9 protein-coding genes, 1 tRNA gene and 1 pseudogene are annotated in these 19,495 nt (G+C 71.9%); 1 reads left to right on the top strand and 10 read right to left on the bottom strand.

Annotation, left to right across the window (positions count from 1 at the left end; all coding sequences use genetic code 11):
* The first annotated feature begins 187 nt into the window (after positions 1–187).
* Positions 188–261 (top strand) — tRNA-Ile (locus tag EGX94_RS06580).
* Positions 262–481: 220 nt separating this feature from the next.
* Here the strand turns inward: EGX94_RS06580 and EGX94_RS06575 are convergent.
* The 10 genes and pseudogenes from EGX94_RS06575 to dnaA all read right to left on the bottom strand — a co-directional run bounded on the left by EGX94_RS06575 (position 482) and on the right by dnaA (position 19,056).
* Positions 482–982: a DUF3566 domain-containing protein gene (locus EGX94_RS06575; RefSeq protein ID WP_051245588.1), complete on the bottom strand. Its 501-nt coding sequence runs from the start codon at positions 980–982 to the stop codon at positions 482–484.
* 158 nt (positions 983–1,140) lie between these two features.
* Complete coding sequence (gene gyrA / locus EGX94_RS06570) at positions 1,141–3,756, bottom strand: DNA gyrase subunit A (RefSeq protein ID WP_021797008.1); 2,616 nt, start codon at positions 3,754–3,756, stop codon at positions 1,141–1,143.
* A gap of 63 nt (positions 3,757–3,819) precedes the next feature.
* Entirely contained in the window at positions 3,820–5,796 is a 1,977-nt protein-coding gene (gene gyrB / locus EGX94_RS06565; RefSeq protein WP_226906084.1) for a DNA topoisomerase (ATP-hydrolyzing) subunit B, read from the bottom strand.
* Between the two features lie 578 nt (positions 5,797–6,374).
* Positions 6,375–6,854, bottom strand: a complete 480-nt coding sequence (locus EGX94_RS13785; RefSeq protein WP_314710849.1) for a DUF721 domain-containing protein — start codon at positions 6,852–6,854, stop codon at positions 6,375–6,377.
* A 422-nt stretch (positions 6,855–7,276) separates the two neighbouring features.
* Positions 7,277–8,416 (bottom strand): annotated as a pseudogene (gene recF / locus EGX94_RS06555) (DNA replication/repair protein RecF); the annotation flags it as partial.
* 7 nt (positions 8,417–8,423) lie between these two features.
* Entirely contained in the window at positions 8,424–9,575 is a 1,152-nt protein-coding gene (gene dnaN, locus EGX94_RS06550) for a DNA polymerase III subunit beta (RefSeq protein WP_021796412.1), read from the bottom strand.
* Positions 9,576–9,785: 210 nt separating this feature from the next.
* A complete protein-coding gene (locus tag EGX94_RS06545; protein ID WP_021796410.1) occupies positions 9,786–11,480 on the bottom strand; it encodes a nitrite/sulfite reductase in 1,695 nt (564 codons plus the stop codon).
* 383 nt (positions 11,481–11,863) lie between these two features.
* Complete coding sequence (locus EGX94_RS14060; protein ID WP_192962626.1) at positions 11,864–14,407, bottom strand: ABC transporter permease; 2,544 nt, start codon at positions 14,405–14,407, stop codon at positions 11,864–11,866.
* 28 nt (positions 14,408–14,435) lie between these two features.
* Complete coding sequence (locus tag EGX94_RS14325) at positions 14,436–17,126, bottom strand: ABC transporter ATP-binding protein (RefSeq protein ID WP_404825112.1); 2,691 nt, start codon at positions 17,124–17,126, stop codon at positions 14,436–14,438.
* 463 nt (positions 17,127–17,589) lie between these two features.
* The gene (gene dnaA / locus EGX94_RS06530) at positions 17,590–19,056 is read right to left on the bottom strand and encodes a chromosomal replication initiator protein DnaA (RefSeq protein ID WP_021798757.1); all 1,467 of its coding nucleotides are present in this window, start codon (positions 19,054–19,056) and stop codon (positions 17,590–17,592) included.
* Positions 19,057–19,495 lie beyond the last annotated feature (439 nt).

Raw genomic sequence — 19,495 nt, 5'->3', positions numbered from 1 at the left:
CGGAACCGGCTACGGGACGCCGCTCGGAGGCCGGCCCACGGCGCGGGGTCCGACCCGTACGGAGGCGGTCCGGTCGGGGACGACCCGGTCCTCCGACGGCCCGTCATCCGGCGGTCGGCGACGATTTGGGCCCTGCGCGCGCCGTGCTGTACAGTACTGGCTCGGTGCTGCCGGTGGCGGCACCGATGGGCCTATAGCTCAGTTGGTCAGAGCGCGTCCCTGATAAGGACGAGGTCACTGGTTCAAGTCCAGTTAGGCCCACCCGACCGTCCGCCGCTCGTCGGCGAGCTTCTTGTCATCAGGACCCGACCCGTTCCCGGAGCGGCGCGCCGGGGGCTCTGGGAACCTCGCCGACCGGAAGAACCCCGCAACGCACCGTCCCATGGCGCCCGCTGCGCGGGGTGTCCGCCGAGGAGGGCCGCATCATCCGCGCCGCGGGCGGGAAACGCCCGACGGCGGGGGCGCGTGGGCAGCCGGGCGCTCAGTCCTCGGCGAGGGTGACCTCCAGGCCCCCGATGACGTTGGCGGCCAGGTTGTACAGGAAGCTCAGCAGCGTGCAGACGGCTGTGATGAACACGACGTTGAGCACCGCGACGATGGCGGTGAAGCCGAGCACGCGCCACTGGCTGACGTAGTTCGACAGCTCGAGGCCCGAGCCCGAGGAGCTGCCGACGAGGGCGGTCAACGCCTCCTGGGCCTGGTCGAGGGCGCCTGACAGGGAGATGATGCCCCACACGACCCACACCGCGATGAACAGGATGATGCCGGCGGCGATCGAGAACAGGAACGAGGTCTTCATCACCGACCAGGGGTCGAAGCGCGCGATGCGCAGCCGGGCCTTGCGGGTGGGGCGGCGGACGTTCCTGCCGGTGCCCGACAGCTTCACGCCGATGCCGCCCGCGGACGCGTCCACGGTCTGGCGCTGCACGATGCGCGTCCGGTCGGGGTCCTGCTCGGCGGACTTCGCCTTGGCCTTCGCCATTGGTCCTCCTGAGTTCTGGCTCGTGAGTTCCTGTTCGTGGCCCGTTTCGCGGGCGTCCTGATGACCGGCTGGACGCCCGAGGGTTGGAGGCCGGCCGTAGACACCGTTTCCCTGGCGTCCTGATGACCAGCTTCTCACACCCGGGTGCGCCGCGCCCGTCAGCTCCGATCAGCGTCGGGACGCCCGGCCCCGGCGTCGGCGGTCTCGGGGGGCTCGTCCGGGCCTGCGGGCCCGACAGCCCCGGGGGGTTCGGCGGCGGGCTCCTCGTGCTCCGGATTCAGGGCGATCGCGATGACCTCGTCCCCGCCCCGCACGCCGACGAAGCGCACGCCCATCGTGTCGCGGCCGGTCGGGTTCACCTCGCCGACGGACGAGCGCGTCACCTGGCCGGAGGCCTTGATGGCGATGATCTCGTCGCTCGCGCGGACGACGAGACCGCCGACCAGCCGGCCGCGGTCGTCGTCCATGCGCATGGCCCTGATGCCGAGGCCGCCGCGGTTCTGCACGCGGTAGCCGCCCACCGGGGTGCGCTTGGCGTAGCCGCCGTCGGTGACGGTGAAGACGAACAGCCCGCCCTCGTCCGTGCCGGCCGGGATGATGCCCATGCTCAGCAGCTCGTCCCCCTCGCGGAAGCGCATGCCCGTCACGCCGGAGGTGGTGCGGCCCATCGGGCGAAGCTGCTCGTCGGTGGCGTGGAAGCGCAGCGCCTGGGCCCGCCGGGAGACGAGCACGATGTCATCGTCGGCGTCGACCAGCTCGGCGCCGATCAGCTCGTCGTCGGCGTCGCGGAAGTTCAGGGCGATGAGGCCGGCCTGGCGGGGCGAGTCGTAGACGCTCAGCGCCGTCTTCTTGACCAGGCCCCTGCGGGTGGCCAGGACGAGGTACTGGGCGTCCTCGTAGCCGTGCAGCGCCAGCACCTGGGCGATCCGCTCGCCGGGTAGGAAGCTGAGCAGCCCGGCGACGTGGCCGCCCTTGGCGTCGCGGCCGCCCTCGGGCAGCTGCCAGGTCTTGATGCGGTAGACGCGGCCCATGTTCGTGAAGAACAGGATCCACTGGTGGTTCGTCGTGGCGAACAGGTGCTGCACCTCGTCGTCGGCGCGCAGGGTGGCGCCGCGCACGCCGCGGCCGCCCCGGCGCTGGGGGCGGTACTGGTCGGTGCGGGTGCGCTTGGCGTAGCCGCCGCGAGTGATCGTCACGACCATGCCGTCGTCGGGGACGAAGTCCTCCTCGGAGAAGTCGCCCTCGGCGGCGATGATCCTGGTGCGGCGCTCGTCGCCGTACCTGTCGACGATCTCGCCCAGCTCGGTGGAGATGATCCGACGCTGGCGGTCCTCGCTGGCGAGGATCGCCTTGAGATCGGCGATGAGGGCCTCGAGCTCGGTCAGCTTGTCGAGGATCTTCTGGCGCTCCAGGGCGGCCAGGCGGCGCAGTTGCATATTGAGGATGGCCGCGGCCTGCACCTCGTCGATGTCGAGCAGCTCCTGGAGGCCCTGGTTGGCGACCTCGGAGTTCGGCGAGCGGCGGATCAGCGCGATGACCTCGTCGATCATGTCGAGGGCCTTGGCCAGGCCGCGGTAGATGTGCGCCTCCTTCTCGGCCTGGTTCAGCTGGTAGCGGGTGCGGCGCTCGATGACCTGCAGCTGGTGGTCGACCCAGTAGCGGATGAACTGGTCGAGGCTCAGCGTGCGGGGCACGTTGTCGACGAGTGCGAGCATGTTGCAGCCGAAGGTGTCCTGCAGCTGCGTGTGCTTGTACAGATTGTTCATCACGACGCGCGGCTGGGCGTCGCGCTTGAGGACGATGACGAGGCGCTGGCCGGTGCGCGTCGAGGTGTCGTCGCGGATGTCGGCGATGCCGCTGATCCGCCCGGAGTTCACCAGGTCGGCGATCTTCTGGGCCAGGTTGTCGGGGTTGCACATGTACGGCAGCTCGGTGATGACGAGCTGCGTGCGGCCCTTGGCGTCCTCCTCGATGCTGATGACCGCGCGCATGATGACCGAGCCGCGGCCGGTGCGGTAGGCGTCCTCGATGCCCTTGCGGCCCACGATGAGCGCGCCGCCCGGGAAGTCGGGACCCTTGATGCGGGCCATCGACGCCTCGAGCAGCTCCTCGTCGGTGGCCTGCGGGTGGGCGAGGAACCACTGGACCGCCTCGTCGACCTCGCGCAGATTGTGCGTGGGGATGTTCGTCGCCATGCCGACGGCGATGCCGGTGGAGCCGTTGACGAGCAGGTTCGGGAAGCGGGCCGGCAGAACGGTCGGCTCGGTGTCGCGGTTGTCGTAGTTGGGCTGGAAGTCGACGGTGTCCTGGTCGATGTCGCGGACCATCTCCATGGCCAGCGGGGCCATGCGGCACTCGGTGTAGCGCATGGCCGCGGCGCCGTCGTTGCCCGGGGACCCGAAGTTGCCCTGCCCGTTGACGAGCGTGCAGCGCATCGCCCACGGCTGCGCCAGGCGGACGAGGGTGTCGTAGATGGCCGAGTCGCCGTGCGGGTGGTACTTGCCCATGACGTCGCCGACGACGCGCGAGCACTTGTTCCAGCCGCGGTCGGGCCGGTAGCCGCCGTCGTACATCGTGTAGATGACACGCCGGTGCACGGGCTTGAGGCCGTCGCGCACATCGGGCAGGGCGCGCTCGACGATGACGCTCATGGCGTAGTCGAGGAAGGCGCTCTGGATCTCGCCCTTGAGCCCGACGGTCTCGATCGTGCCCTTGCCGGGTCCGACCAGTTCGTCCTTGCCGCCGTCGTTGGCATTGTTCGAGTTGTCGCTCATCATTCTTCCTCGATTCGGGGATCGTGCGCGCCGGGTGCCGAGCGGGGACCGGGTGCCTGGGGACTACGCATCGATGAAACGGACGTCCTTGGCGTTGCGCTGGATGAAGCGCCGGCGCTGCTCGACGTCCTCCCCCATGAGGATCTGGAACATCTGGTCGGCCTGGGCGGCGTCGTCGATGCTCACCTGGAGCAGGATGCGGTTGTCCGGGTCCATCGTGGTGGACCACAGGTCCTGGGCGTCCATCTCGCCGAGGCCCTTGTAGCGCTGGATCGGGTTGACGTTGGGCAGTTTCTTGCCGGCCGTCAGGCCCGCGTCGCGCAGGGCGTCGCGCTCGGCGTCGGAGTAGGCGAGCTCGTGGGGCGAGTTCGTCCAGCGCAGTCGGAACAGCGGCGGCTGGGCCAGGTAGACGTAGCCGCCCTCGATGAGGGCCGGCATGAACCGGAAGAGCAGCGTGAGCAGCAGCGTGCGGATGTGCGCGCCGTCGACGTCGGCGTCGGCCATGAGGACGATCTTGTGGTATCTCAGCTTGTTGATGTCGAACTCCTCGTGCACGCCGGTGCCGAGGGCGTTGATGATGGCCTCGATGGTGTCCGACTGGAGGGCCCGGTCGACCCGGGCCTTCTCGACGTTGAGGATCTTGCCGCGCAGCGGGAGGATCGCCTGGGTGCGCGGGTTGCGGCCGCCCTTGGCGGAGCCGCCGGCCGAGTCGCCCTCGACGATGAAGATCTCGCACTCGCCGGGCTCGTTGCTGGAGCAGTCGGCGAGCTTGCCGGGCAGCGCGCTGGAGCCGAGCAGGCCCTTGCGGTTGCGGGCCATGTCGCGCGCCTTGCGGGCGGCGATGCGGGCGCTGGCGGCGGCCTGCGCCTTGCGGACGATCTCCTTGCCCTCTCCGGGATTGCGCTCCATCCAGTCGCCGAGCCGCTCGTTGACGGCCCGCTGGACGAAGCCGCGGGCCTCGGTGTTGCCGAGCTTGGTCTTCGTCTGGCCCTCGAATTGCGGCTCGACGAGCTTGACCGAGACGATGGCGGTGAGACCCTCGCGGATGTCGTCGTTGGAGACGCGGTCCTCGCGCTTCTTGATGAGGCCCCAGGCCTCGCCCCACTTGTTGACCGTGGTGGTCAGGGCGGTGCGGAAGCCCTCCTCGTGCGTGCCGCCCTCCTGGGTGTTGATGGCGTTCGCGAAGGTGTGGAGGCTCGTCGTGTAGCCGGAGTTCCACTGCATCGCCACCTCGACGCCCATGCCGAGTTCGGCAGAGTGGGCCTCGACGTCGATGACCGGGGAGAGGGCCTCGCGGCTGCCGTTGAGGTAGTTGACGTAGTCGACCAGGCCGCGGTCGAAGCGGAAGACCTCGTGCAGCGGGGAGCCGTCCTCGTCGACGTGGCCAGCGCGCAGATCGGTGATCTCGATCTGCAGGCCCTTGTTGAGGAAGGCCATCTCGCGGAAGCGGGTGGCCAGGGTCTCGAAGCTGAAGTTCGTGGTCTCGAAGATCTCGGCGCTCGGGTGGAAGGTGATCGTCGTGCCGGTCGTTGTGCTGCTCTCGAGCCTCTCGACCGGGCCGGTGGGCTCGCCGAGCACGTAGTCCTGCGCCCAGTGGTAGCCGTCGCGGCGGACGTCGGCGCGGAAGCGCTCGGACAGGGCGTTGACGACCGAGGAACCCACGCCGTGCAGGCCGCCGGAGACCTTGTAGCCGCCGCCGCCGAACTTCCCCCCGGCGTGCAGGACGGTGAGCACGAGGGTCAGCGAGCTGATGTGCTCGACGGGGTGCTCGGTCACCGGGATGCCGCGGCCGTCGTCGCTGACGCGGCAGCCGCCGCCGTCGAGGAGCTCGACCCGGATGGTCGAGCAGTAGCCGGCCAGGGCCTCGTCCACGGCGTTGTCGACGATCTCGTAGACGAGGTGGTGCAGGCCGCGCTCCCCTGTGGAGCCGATGTACATGCCGGGGCGCTTGCGGACGGCCTCGAGGCCCTCGAGGACCTGGATCTCCGAGGCGCCGTAGTCGCCGTCGACCGAGTCATCGGCGCTCTCCGTCAGGACGATGTCATCGCCGCCGGCGGGGGTGGAGTCGGCCGTCTCGGGGTCGACGTCTTCGTTCAGCTCTTCGCTCACCGGATGGTGCTCCTGTCCGTCACGGGTGTGCACGGGCGCCACCCAGCGTCCGATTCTACCAGTAAGGGGCGCCCACCCCGAGGCTTCCGCGCCCCGATGCGACACCTCTCTACCCGCTGAAGGCCTTGGAACGGCCCTCTGCGGCGATCGACCCCTTCTCGCGTGGGGGACCCCGCGTCATGTCGGGATCCCGCGCGGCATCCGCCGTCCCGTTCTCCGGGGCCCGAACCGCGCCCGGTCCTCGCGCCCCGTCGTCCTCCTCGGCCCGCACCACGCCCCGCCACCCTGACCGACCCGGTCCTTGACCCGCCCCGCAGGTCCTGTACCTCTCTCCCCTCCGGGTCCCGCCTCCTCGTCCCCGTCCCCACCTCACGTTCGCGCCGGAACCCGGGACATGTCCGAGGCAGGAACGCAGACGTGAGGTGGGGACGAGGAGGCGGCAGGCGGCAGGCCGCCGTGAGCGCGGGATCGTGGAATGCCGGACCGAGCCGACAGGACGGGGACGGGCACTACCCGTAGGTGTCCCGGGGCCCGCGCCCCGGCACCGAGCGGGGACCATGGTGCCAGCTGGGGGCGCTCGGGCCCCGGACGTCGACGAGGGTGACGGCCCCGTCGCCGAGGCGACGGTTGAGCTCCGCGACGAGCTGCGGGGCGATCGCGCGCAGGGCACTGGCCCAGGTGCTCGACTCGGCGCGGACGACGAGGACTCCGTCGTGGTAACTCTCGGGCGTCGAGTGCCGGGCGTTGGAGGGACCGACGAGTTCGTCCCAGCGCTGGACGACGAGTCGCAGCCCGATCTGCCGGCGCCAGCCCCGGGCTGCGATGAGCTCGTCGACGGCCGCGCCGAGCGGCTGCGGGTCGCGGGCGTCGGGACGCGGGCCCGAGCGCTGCTCGCCGGTCACGCGACGACGCCGGCGGCCCCCGCGGCCCGGCCCCAGACGCGCCGGGGGCAGCAGCCCGGACAGCCGGTGGGCGACCCGGCTCGCCACGTCGAAGCCCTCGGGATCGTGCTGCTCGACCGGGTCCGGGACGGCCCTGAGGTGACGGCCCCCGCCGGAGGCGGCGCCGGTCACGGAGTCCTCGTCCGCGCCGGGCGCGGAGGCACCGCTGAACTCCCCGGAGCCGAAGCCGCCCGAGCGCGCGGCGTCCCGCCCGCTCCCCCCGGGCCCGGGGGCCGGGCCGTCGGGGCCGCGGGTGCTCATCGGCCGTCCTCCTCGTCCCGGTCATCCGGGGCGCCGTCCTCGTCGGCGCCATCGGGCACGGGGGGTGCGGGCCCGTCGCGGTCGCACCCGTCATCGCCGTCACCGCGGGCGCCCTCCCCCTCACCGGGCCCCTCGGGCCCGTCGAGGTCCACGACGCCCGGGCCGCTGAGCACCGAGACGCGCTCGGGCACCGCCGCGACGCGCATCGCGACGTCGAGACGCAGGCCCTCGAGCCGGGCGGGGACGTCCTCGGCGACGGCCGCCGTGACGATCACCTGCTCGGCGTCCGCGACGGCGTCGGCGAGCCGGTCGCGTCGGGTGGCGTCGAGCTCCGCGAAGACGTCGTCGAGCACGAGGACCGGTTCGATGCCCTCGGCGCGCAGCATCCGCAGGCTGCCCAGGCGCAGGGCGAGCGCCAGCGACCAGCTCTCGCCGTGGCTGGCGTAACCCTTGGCGGGCAGCGGGCCGATGCGCAGCTCGACGTCGTCGCGATGGGGCCCCACGAGCGAGACGCCGCGGAGGCACTCGTCGTGGCGGCGGGCGGCCATCTGACGCCGGAGCAGGTCGTCGAGGACGGCGGGGGCCGGCGTCCCGGGACGGCCGTCGTCGTCGGGGGCGCAGAGCTCGGCCAGCCCCGGCAGGGAGGACTTGTAGCCGATCCCGGCCACGTCGTTGACGGGGGCGATCGCCGCGTAGGCGGCGCGGGTGGGGGCCAGCAGGTCGGCGAGCGTGACCAGACGGGCGGCGAGCAGCTCGGCCCCGAGACCGGCGAGGCGCTCGTCCCAGACGTCGAGGGTGGCCGCCGAGCCCCCGTCCGGCCGGCCGCCGCGCCTGGCGAGCTGCTTGAGGAGGGCGTTGCGCTGACGCAGGGCGCGCTCGTAGTCGGCCTTGACGGCGGCCATGCGCGGCCAGCGGGTAACGATGAGGGCGTCGATGAAGCCGCGCCGATCGGCCGGGTCTCCCTTGACGATGGTCAGGTCCTCGGGGCTGAAGACGACGGTGCGCAACGCGCCGACGAGGTCGCGCACCCGCCGCTGCGGGACGCGGTTGATGCGGGCGCGGTTGGGCCGCCCGGCATTGAGCTCGATCTCGAGGAGCAGCCGGCGGGGGTCGTCGGCGCCGGCCACGACGACGGCGCGGATGATCGCCTGCTCCGTGCCGGCGCGCAGCAGCGGGGCGTCAGAGGCGACGCGGTGCGAGCCCAGCGTCGAGAGGTACTCGACGGCCTCGACAAGGTTCGTCTTGCCGTGACCGTTCGGACCGATGAGCAGGTTGACGCCCGGCCGCAGCGCCAGCGAGACGGCCCGATAGCTGCGGAAGTCAACCAGCTCGAGATGATCGACGAACACGATCGGCTCAGCCGGGCAGCCTCATGAGCATGATGACGTGCCTGTAGTCGGCGTCGGGCTCGCCGTCGAGCTCGGGCAGGCCCTGCACCAGACAGGGCTTGCCGGGGGCGGTGAAGGAGAACTGGACGTAGGGCTGGGTGAGCGCGCCGAGGGCGTCGGACAGGTAGTGCGGGTTGAAGCCGACGGCCGTGACCTCGTCGCCGCCGCGTGTGATGACGGCCTCGACCGCCTCGGTGGCCTGGGCCTGGTCGCCGGTGGCGGCGTCGAGCGCGATGCTGTCCTCGTCGATGGCCATGCGCAGCGAGGTGTTGCGCTCGGCGACGAGCGAGACGCGCTTGACGGAGTCGATGAGCTCGGCGGTGCTGCAGCGCACGACGACGTTGCCCCTGATGTCCATGAGGTGGCGCACCTTGGGGAACTCGCCGTCGAGCAGGCGGGTGGTGAGCTGGCGGGTGCCGTTGAGCCCGTCGCCCTCGAAACCGATGAGGCCCTCGCCGGCCCCCTCGCTGGCCAGGGCGAGCTGGACGGTCTCGCCGCTGCTCATCGAGCGGGCCGCCTCGCCGAGCACCCGGGCCGGCACGAGCGCCGCGCCCTCGGCCCCGGTGGTGGCGGGGTTCCAGGTGAGTTCCTTGAGGGCCATGCGGTAACGGTCGGTGGCCAGCAGGGAGAGCCGGTCGCCGTCGATCTCCAGGCGCACGCCCGTGAAGACGGGCAGCAGCTCGTCGCGGCCGGCGGCGATGACCACCTGGGCGACCGACCTGGCGAAGTCCTCCGAGACGACCGAACCGGTGGCGGCGGGCATCTCGGGCAGGTCCGGGTAGTCCTCGACGGGCAGCAGCTGCAGTGTGAAGCGGGCCGAACCGCACACGAGCTCGACGTTCGAGGCGCCGGCGGTGAGCCGGACGGGACGATCGGGCAGCGACTTGGCGATCTCGGCCAGCAGCTTGCCCGAGACGAGCACCTCGCCCGACTCGTCGACCTGGGCGCCGATGGTGATCCTCGCGCTCGTTTCGTAGTCGAAGCCGGACATGACGACCTGGTCGCCCTCGGCACGCATGAGCAGGCCGGCGAGGATCGGGACGCTGGGACGGCTGGGCAGACTGCGGGCCACCCACGCGACCGCCTCGGCCATGACACCGCGATCAACTGTGATCTTCACTGTGCTCCTCGTCCTGTGAGAACCGGTTCGGTTGACGCCGCTCGCGCGGGCGAGCGGCGGTGCTTGCATCATATCGACTCGACTGGCCACCCGGACCGCAGCGCACAGGCCGGGGCGGTGCCGACCCCGCCCCGACGCCCGCTGAGAGGGTCGTCCACAGTCGACCGCAGTTGTGCACAACATCTGTGGACAACCCCGGCGCGGCACGTCTCAGCGCAGTGCGGCCTCGTCGACGCGGTGCGACCACTGGGCGAAGGTCTCGTCCCCGTCCCGGCCGGCCAGGTAGCGGCGCACGACGCGTTCGACGTAGTCGGCGACCTCGTCGGCCGTGACGCGCAGGCCGCGCACCGTGCGCCCGAAACCGGCCTCCGGACGGCCCATCGTGGCCAGCCCCCCGCCCAGGTGCACCTGGTAGGCGAAGCCCTCGCCGCCGTCCGTCCGGGAGAGCTGCCCCTTGAGCCCGATGTCGGCGAGCTGGATGCGCACGCAGGAGTTGGGGCAACCGTTGACCGCCAGGCCGATCGGCGGGTCGATCCCGACGCCCTCGAAGCGGCTGTCGAGTTCGGCCGCGAGCGCCGTGGCCGCGGCCTTCGTCTCGACGAAGGCGAACTTGCAGTACTCGATGCCGGTGCACGCCATCGTCGCGCGGCGGAAGGGCCCGGGTCGGGCGGTGAGCCCGAGGGGCTCCACCCGGGCCAGGAGGTCCGTCACCCTGTCGGGCGCGACGTCGAGGACGACGAGCTTCTGCAGCGGGGTCGGGCGCACGCGGGCGCCGCCGGCGACCTCGACGGCATCGGCCAGACCCGCCAGCACCTCGCCGGACAGGCGCCCCACCCGGGGGGCCAGACCCACGTACCTGCGACCGTCCTTCTGGTCGTGCACACCGATGTGGTCGGGATTGCCGACCGACAGCGCCGGAGCGGGGCCGTCGGTCAGACGCCGGCCGAGGTACTCGTCCTCGAGGACCCGGCGGAACTTCTCGACGCCCCAGTCGGCGAGCAGGAACTTCAGCCGGGCGCGATTGCGCAGCCGCCGGTGACCGTAGTCGCGGAACAGGCGGACCATCGCGTACCAGACCTCGGGGCCCTCCTGCTCGGTGCAGAAGGCACCGAGCCGCTCGCCCAGTCGCGGCGAGGTCGACAGGCCGCCGGCGACCCACAGGTCGAAGCCGGGCCCGAGCCGCGGGTGGACGACGCCGACGTAGGAGAGGTCGTTGATCTCGTGGGCGATGTCGAGGCTGGGGTGGCCGGTCGCGGCCGTCTTGAACTTGCGGGGCAGGTTCGCCAGCTCGGGCCTGCCGAGGTAACGGCGGGCGATCTCGGCGAGCATCGGGGCGGGGTCGATGATCTCATCGGCGGCCACGCCCGCGACGGGCGACAGGAGGAAGCCGCGCGGGGTGTCGCCGCATGCCTCGACGGTCCGCAGCCCGACCGACTCCAGCCGCCGCCAGATCTCGGGCACGGACTCGATCTCGACCCAGTGGAACTGCAGGTTCTGACGGTCGGTGAGATCGGCAGTGCCCCGGGCGAAGTCGCGGGAGATGCCGGCGAGGACGCCCAGCTGCTCACCGGTGAGCGCGGCCCCGTCCAGGCGCACGCGCATCATGAAGTGGCGTCCGCTCAGCTCGTCGGGGCCGAGGGTGCCGGTGCGGTGGCCGTCGATGCCCTCGGCGCGCTGGGTGTACAGGCCCCACCAGCGCATGCGCCCGTGGAGGTCGTCGGAGGGGATCGAGTCGAAGCCCCGCTTCGAGTAGATCCGCTCGATGCGCTCGCGCACGGCCAGCGGACTGCCACCGGCCTGCTTGAACTCCTCGTTCGGGTTGAGCGGGGCGCGCCCGTCGACGGCCCACTGGCCGTTGCTGCGTCGCGGTCGGGACGGCATCGCCGCGGAGGTCGTGTTCGCCATGGTGTCTCATGCCTCCTTCGCGGGGCCGGATGGCCCCGCTGTGGTCCGGTGTTCTGCACAGGGTCGCGGATCGGGCGGACGGTTCACGGGAGCGGTGGGCCACGCACCGGTGCGCAGGGCCGCGCCGGTGGGGCGACCGGCCGGTGACCGCCGTCGGTCCGAGGACAAAGTCGTGGTCCCCGAGTGTTCAGGGGCGCCGGTCGGTCAGCAACACAGCGCGCCGGCGACGAGGCACAGGTCGACGTGCCTGCGCTGCACCAGGTCTTCGCTGCGGGACATGACCCAGACACTAGGGACCGCGGACGGCCCGCACCGTGCTCGTCCGCACCGTGGACGGGGTGTCGCGACCGAGCCCGGGGCGACCGGATCCCCGGATGACGGGGTCATTCGCTGGCGATGGCCTGGAGCATGGCGAGCCGCGCCGCCTTGCGGGCGGGCCACAGGGCCGCCACGACGCCGACGAGGACGGCCGAGGCGAGGAAGACGCCGATCGTCGGCCACGAGATCGCCAGCACCGTGAGGCCCTGCCCGATGAGCACGTGCTGAAGGGCGATGCCGAAGCCGACGCCCATGAGGACGCCGAGTACGGCGCCGAGCACGGCTATGGTGACCGACTCCAGGGTGATCATCGTGCGGATCTGCCGGCGCTTCATGCCGACGGCCCGCAGCAGGCCGATCTCGCGGGTGCGCTCGATGACCGACAGGGCCAGGGTGTTCACGATGCCGAGGACGGCGATGACGATGGCCAGGGCCAGCAGGGCGTAGACCATCGTGATGACCCGGTCGATCATCGCGGTGCGCTCGGCCGCGTAGTCGTCCATGGACTGCACGACGATGAGCGGATCCGAGCCGGTGACGGACCCGATCCTGGTGCGCAGCTCGTCGACGGTGACGCCCTGGGCCGCGTCGACGGTGAGGAAGGCGTCCGCGTCGCCGCCGCCGAACTGCTCCACGGTCGCCAGATTCGTCACGACGTCCGCACTCGTGGCGCCGTCGGCCGGTTCGAAGACGCCGGTGATCCGCAGCGTGATCGGCAGCGGAGCCGCGGCGTCGAGCAGGGTGATCGTGTCGTCGACCGTCAGGCCGTTGGCGTCGGCGAAGCCCTTCTGGACGATCACCGTGTTCGGGTCGTCGCTCATCCGACCCGAGAGCATCTCCTCGGAGACGATCCTGTTGAAGTCCCCGGCGGCGAAGGCCCCGAGGAGCAGCGGCTGCTGCCCGACCGTCATGGCGACCACCTGCCGTTCGGGGTGGACGTCGGCGACGCCGTCGAGCGCGGCGATCCGCTCTGTCGTGCCCTTCGGCAGGGGACTGTAGTTGACCGGCCTGACGATGAAGTCGCCGCGCAGGTCCTCGTGCACGGACCGGCGGATCGACGCCGAGGCCGAGGAGCTCATGATCGACAGCATCGTGACGAGCATCAGCCCGATCATGAGGGCCGAGGCGGTGGCCGCGGTGCGGCGCGGCTGGCGGATCGAGTTGAGCTCGGCGAGCCTGCCGGACTCGTGGAACAGCAGGCGCCACAGGCGTCCGAGCAGCCAGATGAGGGGCCTGCCGACGACCGGGCTGGACAGGGCGACGCCGATGAGGACGGCGAAGGCGCCGATGCCGAGGACCCACAGGTGGGCGTCGAAGGCGCCGAGCGCCCCGGCGACGACGCCCGCTGCGCCGGCGACGGTGCAGACGGCACCGACCCGGGCGCGACGGCCGAGGCCCTCGGCGCCGGTGGAGAACTCGCCGCTCATGGCGGCCACCGGCGGCACCCGGGAGGCCCTGCGGGCCGGCCCCCAGGCGGAGAACACGGTGACGACGACGGCGAGGACGAGTGAACCGACGACGTTGGCGGGACTGGGCATCGGCACGGAGCTGCCGAGCTCCATGCCCAGAGCGGCGACGACCCGGCTGATGCCCCAGGCGAGGACGGCGCCGAGGACGATCCCGGCGGCGCCGCCGAACAATCCGATGACGACGGCCTCGAGTACGACCGAGTCGCGCACCTGGCGGCGGGAGGCGCCCAGGGCGCGGTAGAGCGCCAGCTCGCGGCAGCGCTGGGCGACGAGGATCGAGAAGGTGTTGACGATGATGAAACCCGCCACGACGAGGGCGATCGTCGCGAAGACGCCGAGGAAGACGTTGATGAAGCTCATCGCCTCGTCGATGGCGTCGGAGATCTGCCCGGCGGTCGTCTCACCGGTGGTGGCCTGGAGGCCGTCGGGCAGGACGGCGTTGACGGCGTCGTTGACGGCATTGACGTCGAAGCCCTCGGCGACGGTGACGCCGATCGTGCTGTAGCCGCTGGAGCCGTCGAGCAGCAGCCGGGAGGCCGTCGCCTCGTCGAAGAAGAGGTAGCTGGCTCCGGCCGTGGCGCCGTGGGCGTAGCCGGCGGCGCCGACGATCGTCAGCTGCACGCGCGAGCCGTCGGAGGCGAGGACGGTGACCCGGTCGCCGACCGAGTGGCCGGAGTCGGCGAGCGTGGCCGGGTCGACCGCCACCTCGTCGTCCGCAGTGGGCGCTCGCCCCTGCTCGACCTGGAGACCGGTCCGGTGGCCCATGGACGGTTCGCCGTGGTAGTTCATCGCCACGCTGGTCGTGGAGGCCCCGGCGATCCGGCCGTCAGTGTCGAGGAGGTAGACCCGGTCGGAGGCCGAGATGATGCCCGTGGCGCTCTCGACGCCGGCGACCCCCCTGACGGTGTCGAGTTCACCGGCCGGGACGGTGGCCGCGGCGGCGCCCGAGACGGAGCCCGCCGCGGTGCCGGGACGGCTGTCGTCGGAGCGCACCGAGACCGAGATGTCGGTGAGCGATCCCCGACTCATCGAGTCGAAACTGTCGGACAGCATCACCGTGTAGGTGAGCGTCCCGGACATGAACGCGATGCCGAGCACGACCGACAGCGTGGACAGCACGAGCCGCAGTCTGTGGCCCATGAGGGATTTCCAGGCGGCCCGCCACATGTCAGGCGCGCCTCGCGGGGCGGTAGCGGGCCGGTCTCTCGTCGGGCATCGAACGCGCCGGGCGAGTCCGCGGCAGTTGGACGGGTGCGTCGTAGACCTGCTCGCTCCCCGCGTCGGCCCCGTCGACCGCGGGCGTCACCGGCGCCCGGGCCGGGAAGGTCGTGGCGCGGTCCGGGGCCGGTTCGTCGGGTTCGGCCCACATCGCGGGTACCGGGGACGGCCGGCCGGTGCGGCCCTGCGTCGGCGGGGATGGTGGTGCGCCGGGGGCACCCGCCGCGGGGGACGGCTCCGTACGCCGGGACTGCGGGGCGGGCGGCACACCCGAGTGGGCCGCGGGGGTGAACGGCGGCACATGCGGCGGGGCCGTCGGCACGTGCGGCGGGAAGACGGGAACCACCGGCGGGGCGCCCCGGAGGGGCGGCGGGACGACGGGGTCGACCCGGCGCAGCGGCGCGGCGCGTCCCGGGGCGGACGCATCCTGCCGGCGGGCGGACCCGTCGACCGGTCCGCGGGCAGCGGTGCCGGGCGTGGATGCGGGAGTGCCGGGGAACGGCGCCCCCGTCCCCGCGTGGTGACCGTCGACGGTGATGCGTGCCCCGGCGCCGGGCAGCGGGGCCGGGACGATCGGACGAAGACCGGCCCCGCTCCCCTCGGGGATCCGAACGGGCGGGGCGGTACGGGACCGGCCGTCGACCGTCGGAACGGCGGGGGACAGGCCCCCGGCGCCAGCGGGGCCGGGGGTGGGGGCGTCGACGGCCGGGCGGGTCGAGGCGGGGCTGCTCGTGGCGGACGCGCCGGTGGCCGCGCGCCTCGCGAGGGGACCGCCCGCGCCGAGGCCCGCGGTGAACGGGCCGGTGCGCGCCGGAGCGGCGGCGCCGGGGGCGAACGGGTTCGACCGCGCCGTGCCCGGGGCGCCGTGCCCGTCGAGCCCGCGGTTCCCGTCGACGGGCCCGTTCTCCGGCCTCCTCCTGGGCACGGCTTCCGAACGGCTCGGGGGGATGTCCCCGGGACGTCCTGTGGGCGGGGGCGCGGGGCTGGTCGCGAGCGGGGGGACGGCCCCGCCCGTGGGCACGGCGCCCGGTCGGCTCATCGGTGCTGCTGCGGGCCTGGTCATGGGCGCGAACGGATTCGGGAAGCAGGACCGCTCGGCGGTGGGGGCCGTCGTGCCGATCGCCCCGGCACCGCTCGCCCCGCCGCGAGCCGGTTCGACGCCATCGGTCGGTCCCGCGCCACTGGTCGGCCTCGCGCCGCGCATCCCGGAACCGTCCGGCCCGGAGCCGTTCAACGCAGCGCCGTTCCGTGCGACGGCGCTCCGCGCGGCGCCGCCAGTCCCGGACGCGTGTTCCGGCCGCGGCGCGGATCCGGCGGAACCGGTCGTCGACACGGAGCTGATCGGCGCGACCCCGGCCGACGCAGGACGGGGCGGGATGGAACCGCTCACCGGGGCGGTCGGTGCCGGCCGGGGGACGACGGGCTCACGACGAATCACCGAACGGGCGGTGTCCGGACTCGTCGGATGGGTCGGGTCCGCCGGGTGGGGCACCGGACGCGTCACAGGCGTCGGGGAGGACGTCATCCGCCGCGTCATCGGGGGCGCCGGGGCCGGCATCCGGGCGGCGGGGACCGACGGCGCGACGGAGGATGAGGCGGCCGGCGCCGGGCGGGGGGCCGGCGGACGCACCGCGGGCCGGGCGGCCGAGGCGGCAGGAGCGGAGGCCGGCGCCGGCCGCATGTGCTCCACAGGCCGCATGGCGGGGACGGTACGACCGGCGGGGACCCGGGTACCGGACCGGTCGCCGGTGCGGCAGGACGCCGTGCCGGCGGAAGCAGGAATCCTGCGACCGATCCCGTCGCCGGCGGAGGCCGCCGGCGACGGGATCGGAGCCTTGATGGGGTTCGTGATCGCGGGGATCTCGGTCGTGTCGGCATCGGCGAGCTCGTCGTCGGGGCTCAGACGGGCCATGTAGTCCAGGACGCTCTCGCGGGTGGGATCGGGAAGATCGCCGACGATGCGCCCGTCGGCGAGGAAGAGCGCGCGGTCGGCGTGGGCGGCGGCCACCGGGTCGTGGGTGACCACGACGATCGTCTGCCCCAGATCGGCGACCGAACGGGCGAGGAAGGCGAGCACCTCGGCGGAGCTGCGCGAGTCGAGGTTCCCCGTGGGCTCGTCGGCGAAGATGATGTCGGGCTTGCTCACGAGGGCGCGCGCGCAGGCGACGCGCTGCTGCTGCCCGCCGGACAACTGGGACGGCTTGTGGGCGAGGCGGTCGGCCAGACCGACCGCAGTGATCACCTGGTCGAACCAGTCCCGGTCGGGCCTGCGGCCGGCGATGGCCATCGGGAGTTCGATGTTCTCGCGCGCGGTCAGCGTCGGTACCAGATTGAAGGCCTGGAAGATGAAGCCGATGCGGTCCCTGCGCAGGGCCGTCAGCTTGGCGTCCCGCAGCGTGCTGATGGTGGTCTCGCCGATGAGGACATCGCCGCTGGTCGGCCTGTCGAGCCCCGCCACGCAGTGCATGAGCGTAGACTTCCCGGAACCGGAGGGGCCCATGACAGCGGTGAACCGCCCGCCGCTGAAGTCGACGTCGACGTGATCGAGCGCGACGACCCGGGCATCGCCTTGGCCGTAAACCTTGGTCAGACCGCGCGTGCGCGCAGCGATCCGCGGCGCCGGGATCTCCGGTGCGATCATGACGGGCCTCCATGCTTCGACGGTCAGACCAGCCTATCCCGACGATCTCCCTCCGGATCGCCCCCGGCTCCACTCCGATCGTCTCGTTCTGCTCGGACCGTCCACCGATCCACCGGTGTCCTGTGTTGAGGAATCCTTCACACGGTTAAGAACTGCAGTCCTCTTAACGACTGTGGGAACTGTGGACAACGTTCGTTCTCCCTGACCAGCGCGTCCACCGGTTGAGGACGGGCTGTTGACAGGAGGTGGACGCCGGGCCGGGGTCGGTGGATCGGGCCCGGGCCTGAGGACGACGGACCACAACGAATCCACGGGGTCGACGAGTTGTCCACAGGATCTCCCACCGAAGGGGCGGGGCGGAACGAGGCGGTGGGAGCCCTGGGAGTCGGACCCGTGATCGTGAGTCGCCCCCGGCCCCGCCCAACGGTTCCGTCGGGTACTGCTCGGGTGCGGCCGGCGCAGTTCATCCGCGCGCGGCGGCCTGCTTGATCCGGTTGGTGAGTTCGGAGACCTGGTTGAACACGCTGCGCTGCTTGCGCATGAGCTCGCGGATCTTGCGGTCGGCGTGCATGACGGTCGTGTGGTCCTTGCCGCCGAACTCCTGGCCGATCTTCGGCAGCGACAGGTCGGTGAGCTCGCGGCACAGGTACATGGCGATCTGACGGGCGAGGACGAGCGGCTGCGTCCGGCTCGAGCCCGACAGGGCCTCGACCGAGACATCGAAGTACCCGGCCGTCTCGGCGATGATGAGCTGGGCGCTCACCTCGGCGTCGGTCCCGTCGGGGATGAGGTCGGCGAGCACCCGGTCCGCCAGGTCGTGGGTGACCGGCTCCCGGTTGAGCGAGGCGAAGGCCGTCACGCGGATGAGCGCGCCCTCGAGCTCGCGGATGTTCGTCTGGATGCGCGAGCCGATGAACTCGAGCACGTCGGCGGGCACGAGCAGCTGTTCGGCGAGGGCCTTGCGCTGGAGGATCGCGATGCGGGTCTCCAGGTCGGGGGGCTGGATGTCGGTGATGAGGCCCCACTCGAAGCGGCTGCGCAGCCGCGACTCGAGCTGCTCGAGCGCCTTGGGTGGCCGGTCGGAGGTGAGGACGATCTGCTTCTGGGCGTTGTGCAGGGCGTTGAAGGTGTAGAAGAACTCCTCCTGCGTCTGCGTCTTGCCCTCGAGGAACTGGATGTCGTCGACGAGCAGCACGTCGACGTCGTCGCGGTACTTGCGGCGGAACTCGACCGTGCGGTTCTCGCCGACCGCGTTGATGAACTCGTTGGTCATCTCCTCGGTCGAGACGTACTTCACGCGGACGCCCTCGTAGTAGTCGATGACGTAGTGGCCCAAGGCGTGGAGCAGGTGCGTCTTGCCCAGCCCCGACTCGCCGTAGATCATGAGCGGGTTGTAGGCCTTGCCAGGGGCCTCGGCCACCGCGACGGCGGCCGCGTGCGCGAAGCGGTTCGAGGCGCCGATGACGAAGTTGTCGAAGGTGTATCGCGGGTTGAGGCGCTGCTCGGAGCCGTTCGGGTCCGGGGCGGACGAGGAGGGACCGGCCGACTCGCTCAGCAGCAGCGACGGGGCGCCCTTGCGCGGGACGAAACGGGGAGCGGACTCCTCCCTCCTGGCCTCGCCGGTCCCCTCGTCGTCGTGGTCGGGGGCGCGCAGATCCAGCTCGAGGTCCGGCTCGATCGTGAGCGCCAGGTGCATCGACCGGCGGTAGTAGTCGCTGAGCGCCTCCTCGAGGGCGCCGCGCATCTTCGTCTCGATGCGTTCGCGGGTGAAGTCGTTGGGGACGGCGACCATCATGGTCGACTCGTGGACGGTCAGAGGTTTCGCGTTCCTCAGGAAGGCGCCGCCACTGGTACCGCACTCGGAGAGAACGTGCTCCCACGCCCGGGTGAAGTCTGGCTCGTTGCGAGATGTGCCAGGCTCGGTCGCCACGCCGCCTCCCCTCCGGGAACCCGCCCGTCGCCCACCACGGACGGTGCCGCGTGGACCGACGTACCTGCTCCGTCCAGTCGTTCAGTCGTTTATACACCTGATACACCTGTCCACAGGACTGTCCACAACCGCGGATGCGTGTGGACAACCAGGTCGACACGCAGGGAAGCGCCCGTCATGGAGTACTGCAACGGCTCCGGCAACGCTATCGACGATGGTCCCGTCACGCAACACGGCACGATGAAATCTGTGGTCCATGCGGCGTGTTGGCTGGACTTGACGAGAAGGATCACAGCTGGGCGACTCCTTCCCGGTGTCGATCCTCTTTGAGGATGCCATCGCCAGGGCCTACACTTGACGGGCCGCTGACGTCAGCGGGCGCCCTCGCGGGTTCATGAACGGGTTCCGGGTCCTCGGAGCCTGGCGGCGAGCCCGCGAT

The sequence above is a fragment of the Propionibacterium acidifaciens genome, assembly GCF_003798325.1.
Taxonomy (GTDB): Bacteria; Actinomycetota; Actinomycetes; order Propionibacteriales; family Propionibacteriaceae; genus Propionibacterium; species Propionibacterium acidifaciens.
Note: the sequence above shows the minus strand (reverse complement) of the source record. Positions and strands in the feature narration are given on the sequence as shown.